Source organism: Zongyangia hominis, from assembly GCF_014385095.1.
Lineage (GTDB): Bacteria > Bacillota > Clostridia > Oscillospirales > Ruminococcaceae > Zongyangia > Zongyangia hominis.
In genome coordinates this window covers 1-1,614 of the sequence record NZ_JACRTC010000018.1, presented here as the reverse complement: position 1 = coordinate 1,614, position 1,614 = coordinate 1, and the positions used below count along the sequence as shown (strand labels likewise).

1 protein-coding gene is annotated in these 1,614 nt (G+C 53.0%); it reads left to right on the top strand.

Translation table 11 applies throughout. From position 1 onward, the window contains the following. The first annotated feature begins 276 nt into the window (after positions 1-276). Positions 277-1,485 carry an IS110 family RNA-guided transposase gene (locus H8709_RS11785; RefSeq protein ID WP_117508252.1) on the top strand — a complete coding sequence of 403 codons (1,209 nt, stop codon included), beginning with the start codon at positions 277-279 and terminating at the stop codon, positions 1,483-1,485. The last annotated feature ends 129 nt before the right edge of the window (positions 1,486-1,614 follow it).

Sequence of the window (1,614 nt, the reverse complement as noted above, 5' to 3'; positions counted from 1 at the left end):
CCTATTACAATAAATTTGGACAGGGAAGCCGGGCAGCCAGTCCGGTTTCCCTTCCATCTCGTGCCTAAGCTACAATGAGAGGAGCAACTGGCTGACCATTCACTCCTTGGGCTTCTATGTCCGTTAGAAAGACTGTCAGCCATCCTCTTGTTGCAGCGTTCGATTTGAGCAGGTTGAGCCACCGGATGCCGGAGAGTTCGTGTCACCCAATAGATTGAATCGGCAGCGAGAAAAGATGGATTCCGGTTGCAGATTCGTTGTATTGGAGGAATGTGGATGAACTGCGTTGGCATCGATATTTCCAAAGGAAAAAGCATGATCGCCGTCATGCGGCCCTTCGGAGAGGTGGTAGTCTCACCCTTTGAGGTACTTCACACCGACAGCGAACTGAGTAAGCTGGCAAGGCTGCTCAAAAGTCTGGACGGTGAGACCCGTGTGGTGATGGAGTCCACGGGCAATTACCACGCGCCGGTGGCCTGGCTGCTCCACGACGCGGGGCTTTATGTCTCCGTAGTCAATGCAATGCTGGTGCATGACTATGGGAACAACAGTTTAAGACGGGCCAAGACTGACAAGAAGGATGCCGTGAAGCTGGCCAACTACGGCCTTGACCACTGGCTCACGCTGCCGAGATATGTCCCGGAGGAGGATACCCGGCTCATGCTGAAGTCTTGCTACCGGCAGTACCAGCAGTATTCCAAAGTGCGGACCATGCTGAAGAACAACCTGATTTCCCTCCTGGATACCGCTTTCCCGGACGCAAACCGCCTGTTTACCAGTCCGCCCCGCGCCGATGGCAGCGAGAAATGGGTGGACTTTGTAGCTGCTTTTTGGCACTGCGAGTGCGTCTGCGGCCTGTCTGAGAAGGCCTTTACCGCCAAGTACCAGAAATGGTGCAAAAAGCACGGCTACAATTTCAGCGAAGATAAGGCGCTGGACATTTACGCTTCCGCCTGTGGACACTTCGGTGTCATGCCCAAAACGGATACCGCAAAACTTTTGGTAGAACAGGCCATTTCCCAACTCCGGGCAACTTCCGCCGCGTTAGCTGCTCTTAAGCAGGAGATGCAGTCTCTGGCGGCCTCTCTGCCGGAGTATCCTGTGGTGATGGAGATGTTTGGTGTTGGCCCCGCGCTCGGCCCCCAACTCATGGCTGAAATTGGCGATGTGCGCCGTTTTCATTCCAAGAAATCGCTGGTGGCCTTTGCAGGCATTGACGCCCCTCCTTACCAATCCGGCCAAATGGATATTCGTAGCCGCAGCATTTCCAAGCGGGGATCTGCCTCGCTGCGCAGAACGCTTTTTCTGGTGATGGGCGTTCTCCTGCAATGCGCTCCAATGGATGAGCCGATCTACCAGTTCATGAACAAGAAACGTTCTGAGGGCAAGCCCTACCGTGTCTACATGATGGCCTCCGCCAACAAGTTCCTGCGCATTTACTATGCTTCTGTGAAAGCCTACTTGGATTCTCTGGAACACAACTGATTTCCCAGCGTTATACCATCTGGCTGGCCGCCGTTTTAATTTTGAAACGCTCAGCGGCTTGATTTTGTGTTGCCTTTTTTGCTTCACTAAAAATCTGAAATTTCTACTTGACTTTTATTAGCAGGTCTT

Excerpts from the sequence above, each read along its gene's own strand:
- H8709_RS11785 (WP_117508252.1), top strand. The coding sequence starts at position 277 with ATGAACTGCGTTGGCATCGATATTTCCAAAGGAAAAAGCATGATCGCC.